Raw genomic sequence first — 5,506 nt, 5'->3', positions numbered from 1 at the left:
CGCCTCGACGTGCGAGAGCGACGCCGGCTTGCGTGCCAGGTGCAACGCCGGCGCCGACACGACCTCGGCGTACGCGCTCGCCGCCCGCGGGAACATCGGCATCCCGAACACCTCGTCGCCGGGCTTGAACCGATACGTCAGCGGCCCCTCCTCGACCACGCCGCTGATGTCCCAGCCGAGGACGAACGGCGGTCGGCCGAGCAGCGGGGGGAACTCGCCGGCGCGCAGAAGTGCTTCGATCGGGTTCAGCCCGATCGCCTTGACGCGGACGAGAACCTCGGTCGGGAGGGGCCGGGGCTCGGGCGCGTCCACGATGGTGAGCACCTCGGGACCGCCGAGCGACTGCTGGGTGATGACGCGCATGACTCTCCTGGCTCTGGAAGGGGGGAGAGAACCCAGGCTATGCATCCGATAGGAACTAGCAGGTACCTTAGGCGCCATGAGCGGTTTCGGTCCCGGTGATCCCTTTCTCGCCGACTGTCCGGCGCGTCTGGCGGTCGAACTCATCGCCGACAAGTGGACGGCGGTCGTGCTCTACGGCCTCAGCGAGGGCCCGGTGCGCCATGGCGAGCTGATCGAGCTGATCGGGGGCATCTCCCGCAAGATGCTCACTCAGACGCTCCGGCGGCTCCAGGCGCACGGACTCATCCGCCGCCACGCCTACGCCGAGGTGCCGCCCCGCGTCGAGTACGAGCTCACCCCGCTCGGGGCGACGCTGATCGATCCGATCCGCATGCTGACCGAGTGGGCGAGGGCGAACGGCGACGCAGTGCTCGATGCGCTCGACGCCGATCCCGAGCCGGTCGCCCATAGCGACCGAGACCCCAGCTAGGGCACTGAGTGTCCTCTCGGTCGCTACTCGGTATCGGCCCGGCCATGCTCGGTCTGCAGGCTCTCGATGCGTTGGACGATCTGCCACATCGGGGTGGTGGTCCTGGCGCGCCCTCCCGCGTTCTCACGGCGTGCCGACCTGCTGACGGATCGTAGTCGGGGGCCGGTCGCGGGCGCAGCCGAACCCGGCATCCCGCCGGAGCCGGACCTGCCCGATGATCTACGCCATGGTCATCGGCCGCCGACCGGCACGAGTACCCAACTCGCCATCCACACCCGACCCGTGACCTGCGACTTCACGATGCACACCGCTCATTGGGCGGGGATCCGCTGTCCGGGTGGTTCCGGTACGCCATCTGACGGGCGATCAAGCACTGCTCGGGTTTGGTCGCGTGGTCGGGGGCCGACAGTGGGCGCCGCGGCAGATGCCGCTACGGGTTGCGCGGACCGGCGGGAATGCCGGTTGGGACGGGTCAAGGATGCGAGCCCGATGGCCAGGCGGTGACAGGCCGCCCGCGTACGGTGCCGCCCGTCCGGCTCCGGAGGAGTGTCATGTTCCGCGCCCGTCCGATTCGGTCGTTGCTGGCCGCGGTCTTTGTGCTGGTGGGTTTGGCGGCGGCTTCGCCGACCGCCGAGGCCCAGGGCTCGCCCGCCAGCCACCGCCCAGCGGTCGTCCAGGCCCACGGTTCGACTGCCGGCCGGCCCAAACCGCTGCCTCCCGCGCGTGTTTGCCAGCCGACATCCAATTGGCATCGGGCGGCCTGTCTGCCCATGCTCAATCCCAACTTCAGACCCATCGCGTCTCTTCCACCGGGCCAAATGCCGCCGGGCCTGAGCCCGTTCGACATCCGCAGTGCCTACAAGCTGGCCGGCACCAACGGCAGGGGCCGGACCGTGGCCATCACCGTTGCTCACCACAACCCCAACCTGGAGAGTGATCTGGCCGTCTACCGCCGCCAGTTCCACCTCCGGCCGTGCACCACCGCCAACGGCTGCCTCCGCGTGGTCAACCAGAACGGCGGCACTACCCCGCCGTCCACCACCGACCCCACCTGGGCGTTCGAGGAGTCCCTCGATGTGGACGCGGTGAGCGCCGCCTGCCCGGACTGCCACATCCTGGCCGTCGAAGCCGACGACGCCGCCCCCCTCAACCTGTTCGCCGGGGTCGACCAGGCCGTCGCGCAGGGCGCGAAGTTCATCAACAACAGCTGGCTCCTGCCGGAGGCCTCGTTCGAGGGTGCCTTCGACTTCCACTTCAACCACCCCGGCGTGGCCTTCACCTTCGCCTCGGGTGACAACGGAGGCATGACGCAGTACCCGGCCGCATCCCCTTACGTCACCGCGGTGGGCGGGACCACGCTTGCCCGTGCGCACAACCGTCGCGGCTGGACGGAAAGCGCCTGGAACAACACCGGGTGCGGCTGTTCCCTCTTCGAACCCAAGCCGGCCTTCCAGCACGACACCATCTGCACCAACCGCACCATCGCCGACGTCTCCGCCGTCGCGGACAACTTCGCGGTGTACAACACGATCCCCTTCAATGGCTCCACCGGCTGGTTCGTCGCCAACGGCACCAGCATCTCCTCCCCGCTGATGGCCGGGATGTACGCCCTGGCCGGCAAACCCGCCCCGGGCACCTTCCCCAACTCCTACTCCTACGCCCACCCGCAGGACTTCTTCGACATCACCGTCGGCACGGCCGGCTCCTTCTCCGCGCTGCCGGGATACGACGCCCCCACCGGCATCGGCACCCCCGACGGCGTCGCCGGACTGCGTGACCCCTCGGGCGGAGGGTACAGCAACGCCTGATCGAAACATCGAGCCGGGAAAGATGCCGACCAGTGAGCGGGGGCTGTGCACTCTCCCCCGCTCACTTACCGCTGTGAGACAGGCAGCAAAGGTGGCACTCGACTTTGGCTGCGGTGAGCGGGGTTCACCGCAGCCAAGAGGCTGAATTTCGACACGACCGGGCAACCCCTCCCTGGCAGCCAGCCCGGCCTGCGTCAGCGGGCCGGGCGGTCCTGAAGGCGCAGCCGGAAGGAGCATCAGGCGGGGAAGCGCAGCGGACCCGCCGACCGGGCTGGAGCGCAGCGGAAGCCCGGCAGCGGGACGAAGTCCCGCTGGTGTGACCGGGTGGTGCGGTGGCAGCGGTTCGCCGGCATCCGGGTCACCCTGGACCGCCGGGCCACCTCAACGTCACTGGCCCCGGCCTCGATCAGATCGGCGGCCGTCAAACCGGACCCGCTCACGCCGAGCCCGCTCCTCAGCAGTCAGCCCTCCGCCATCGGGATACCTCATTCCCCCGGCATAGCGCGACCCACGACAGCCGTCACGACCCCACATAACCCGCACCCTTAAAGATCTCTAGCCTGCCGTGCCCCTCGAAGCGGACCATGGTTTGCAGATCATGATCAAAAGGACTCTCACGACGGCCGTTCTCACCGTTGCCGCACTGCTGACACCTCATGGCCCGGCAAACGCAGCCGACCCGATCCATGAAATCAGCGGCCACGGCCTGGACGCATGCCCCCGCCCGGCGCTGTGCCTGTACATGGACGGACCCTGTTGCCCAATTGGTTCATGTGGCGAGTTCGAGGGCCGCGAGCCGGGAGGTTCTGGTCTGGGCGAGCGGGGTGCCGGTCCACCAGGCGTCGAGCCGGATCAAGTTGACTGCAGTGGCTGTCAGGACATGGCCGAGGTGTGTTTTGGCTAGGCCGCGATAGCGGGTGCGGCGCATACCGCCGACGGCGACGGCTTGGTGGATGGTTCCCTCAACACCGGCCCTGGCGGCGTAGCGTTCCTTCCACGCCTTGGTGGTCTGCTCAGCGCGGACGCGTTCGAGCAGGGCGTCTTGCCCTTGAGGCCGGACGGTGAGCTGTCGGCCGTACTGGGTGGAGCGGGTGCACTGGTCCCGGACGGGGCAGGGAGAGCAAGTCGTGGTCGCGAAGTGGATTCTGATCGCGTCGCGGCCGTTGTTGTCGAGGCCGACTGTCCAGTAGCGGCTGGTCCGGCCGGACGGACAAGTGGCAGTCCTTTCCTGCCAGTTGATGGTGAAGGCGGACTTGCCGAACCCGGCGGACCTGATCTGTTGCGGGGTACTGTTCGGCCGGACCGGTGCGACCACACAGATTTCGCGTTCGACAGGGGCGGTCAGCAGGAGTTCGGCGGAGGAGTATCCCGAGTCCAGGAGGTGTTCGGCGGGCTTGAGGCTCTTGGTGGTGAGGGCATCGTGCACTGCGTCGACGACGGTGGCGTCGTTCGCGGTGGCATCGGTGGTCACCACGTGGGTGATCAGATGCGGCTGCCCGGAGCCGGTGCAGTCCTCGCTCAAGTGGACCTTGTAGCCGGTCCAGGCCGAGCCGCGCTTGTGTGAATACCGGGCCTGGGGATCGTACGGCGAGGCGATCAGCGCTCTGCCCGGCGGGAGATCATCCTTGCCTCGCCAGCCCACTTCCTGCACTCCGTCGGTGACGGTGCGTGTGAACTGCTGGATCCAGACCGTCCGCAGCACGGTCACCGCGGGGATCTCGCGCAGCCATGTCGGTGCCGTGGAAGTGTGTACGGCTTCGAGTAAACGGTAGCCGTCGGCAGCAATCTGCTGGGCCAGCCGGTCGCGTTCGGACCGTTCGGAGGGCAGCCGGTAGGCATCGGTCCTGGCGCCGTAGCGCTTCTGCCATGCCGGGTCCATCCAGCTCACGAGCCACTGCGCACTGGCCGCGGACAGTGCTTCCAGGCAGGCCCGGAGCGTCTCGCCGATGAACTCCAACCGGTTCAAGCGCCGGACGGCCGCCAAGACGTGAGTGGAGTCGGTGCGCTGCCGCCCTCCGGCGCTGACCAGGCCCTGACCGGCCAGGCGCTCCAGCAGCAGGTCCAGCACCCGCTCCTCCAGGCCGTGGTCCAGCAGCCGTTGCCGGAACCCGGTCAGCACCGTGAAGTCGAAGCCGGGATCGGTGAGCTCCAGTCCCAGCAGGTACTTCACGTCGATCCTGGCCCGCACCGCGTGCGCTGCCTGTCGGTCCGTCAGGTTCTCAACGAATTGCAGCACGCTTACCAGGGCGAGCTGTCCGGGCGAGATGCCAGGCCGGCCGCGGTCTCCGAACGCCTCGCGGAACTCCTCGTTCGAGAAGACTGACCCGAGTTGGTCACGGATCCGCATTGCAAGACACCCCTTCGGGAACGCAGCATGTGCGACCGCACTCGTTCCATCCGGAACACCGACAGAAGCCGATCCCATCGACACAGCCGCCACCCCCTGTCGTAGGGCGACCCCACTCACGCGCCCCTGACCAGCAGGATCCGTCTCGCCGCCTGCCTCCGACCGAGTGATCGACGCAAATTCCCTCGAATTGGGCAACAGGGTCTCTCGATGAAGTTGAAGACCTCGGCGCGGGCGGTGGCCCGGTCGGGCCAGATCCGGGTGCCGATTTCCTCCTTGAGCAGGGCCCAGAAACTCTCCGCGGCGGCATTGTCGAAACATGATCCTGTGCGCCCGCAGCTCTGCCGAAGCCCCAACTCCCGCATTCGGGCGCGGAATTGGGTCGATGTGTACTCGCTGCCGCGATCGCTGTGGATCACACAGCGCTTGGTGCCGGGACGCTCGGCGTGGAAATCGCGGCCGATCAGGTCCGGGGCCGGCGTCGCCTTCTTGTCCGGCCGGGTCAGCGAGCGGTGCTTG

At 68.1% G+C, this 5,506-nt stretch carries 5 protein-coding genes and 1 pseudogene; 2 read left to right on the top strand and 4 right to left on the bottom strand.

Going from position 1 to position 5,506, the window contains the following annotated elements:
- A partial coding sequence (locus tag ABZ656_RS56010; protein WP_360280171.1) for an alcohol dehydrogenase catalytic domain-containing protein occupies positions 1–363 on the bottom strand: 363 nt, incomplete at its 3' end.
- 76 nt (positions 364–439) lie between these two features.
- On the opposite strand from ABZ656_RS56010, the gene ABZ656_RS56005 reads away from it, so the two are divergent.
- Positions 440–832 carry a helix-turn-helix domain-containing protein gene (locus ABZ656_RS56005; RefSeq protein ID WP_101406450.1) on the top strand — a complete coding sequence of 131 codons (393 nt, stop codon included), beginning with the start codon at positions 440–442 and terminating at the stop codon, positions 830–832.
- An 818-nt stretch (positions 833–1,650) separates the two neighbouring features.
- Entirely contained in the window at positions 1,651–2,640 is a 990-nt protein-coding gene (locus ABZ656_RS56000; protein ID WP_360280168.1) for a S8 family serine peptidase, read from the top strand.
- A 236-nt stretch (positions 2,641–2,876) separates the two neighbouring features.
- On the opposite strand, the gene ABZ656_RS55995 is transcribed toward ABZ656_RS56000, so the two are convergent.
- The 3 genes and pseudogenes from ABZ656_RS55995 to ABZ656_RS55985 all read right to left on the bottom strand — a co-directional run.
- On the bottom strand, positions 2,877–3,080 hold the full coding sequence (locus tag ABZ656_RS55995; RefSeq protein WP_360280165.1) for a hypothetical protein: 204 nt from the start codon (positions 3,078–3,080) through the stop codon (positions 2,877–2,879).
- Positions 3,081–3,409: 329 nt separating this feature from the next.
- The gene (locus tag ABZ656_RS55990) at positions 3,410–5,065 is read right to left on the bottom strand and encodes an IS1182 family transposase (RefSeq protein WP_129592343.1); all 1,656 of its coding nucleotides are present in this window, start codon (positions 5,063–5,065) and stop codon (positions 3,410–3,412) included.
- 38 nt (positions 5,066–5,103) lie between these two features.
- A pseudogene (locus ABZ656_RS55985) lies at positions 5,104–5,506 on the bottom strand (hypothetical protein); the annotation flags it as partial.

Source organism: Streptomyces sp. NPDC007095 (assembly GCF_040634475.1).
In the GTDB taxonomy this organism is placed as follows: Bacteria; Actinomycetota; Actinomycetes; order Streptomycetales; family Streptomycetaceae; genus Streptomyces.
This window is presented reverse-complemented; position numbering and strand designations above follow the sequence as displayed.